The organism is Pseudomonas sp. 51_B (assembly GCF_017491595.1).
Taxonomy (GTDB): Bacteria; Pseudomonadota; Gammaproteobacteria; order Pseudomonadales; family Pseudomonadaceae; genus Aquipseudomonas; species Aquipseudomonas promysalinigenes.
In genome coordinates, this window is sequence record NZ_JAFGYW010000163.1 from 1 (window position 1) to 532 (window position 532).

1 protein-coding gene is annotated in these 532 nt (G+C 63.0%); it reads left to right on the forward strand.

Features of this window, described 5'->3' with window-relative positions; translation table 11 throughout:
- Nucleotides 1-463, forward strand: a 463-nt coding sequence (locus J5M56_RS24175; RefSeq protein WP_207937964.1) for a type I secretion C-terminal target domain-containing protein, incomplete at its 5' end; no start/stop codon positions are given.
- Nucleotides 464-532: the final 69 nt, after the last annotated feature.

Genomic DNA, 532 nt, shown 5'->3' on the forward strand with positions numbered 1-532 from the left:
GATCAACGGCGGCCTCGGCAACGACTTCCTCAATGGCGGCGCTGGCGATGACTTGCTGATCGGTGGCATGGGCAACAATACGCTGACAGGCGGGGCAGGGGCTGACACCTTCCAGTGGCTCAAGGGCAACAGCGGCCACGACCTGATCACCGACTTCACCCCCGGCACCGACAAACTCGACCTGTCGCAACTGCTGCAAGGCGAAAACGCCAGCACCGCGTCGCTGGACGACTATCTGCACTTCACCGTCAGCGGCAGCGGCGCCTCGGTGATGACCAGCATCGACGTCAGCGCCATGGCCGGCGGCACGCCGAACCAGACCATCGACCTGGCCGGCGTCAACCTCGCCAGCCACTACGGCGTGACACCCGGGGCGGGCGGCATGGTGGCTGGGGGGCATGACACGGCGACGATCATCAGCGGCATGCTTAATGATCATTCCTTGAAGGTGGATACGGTGTAAGCGCCGTCTGAAACAAAAAAACCGCCGTCCAGCTCAAAGGGGCGGCGGTTTTTTTCTGCCTGATGGTAC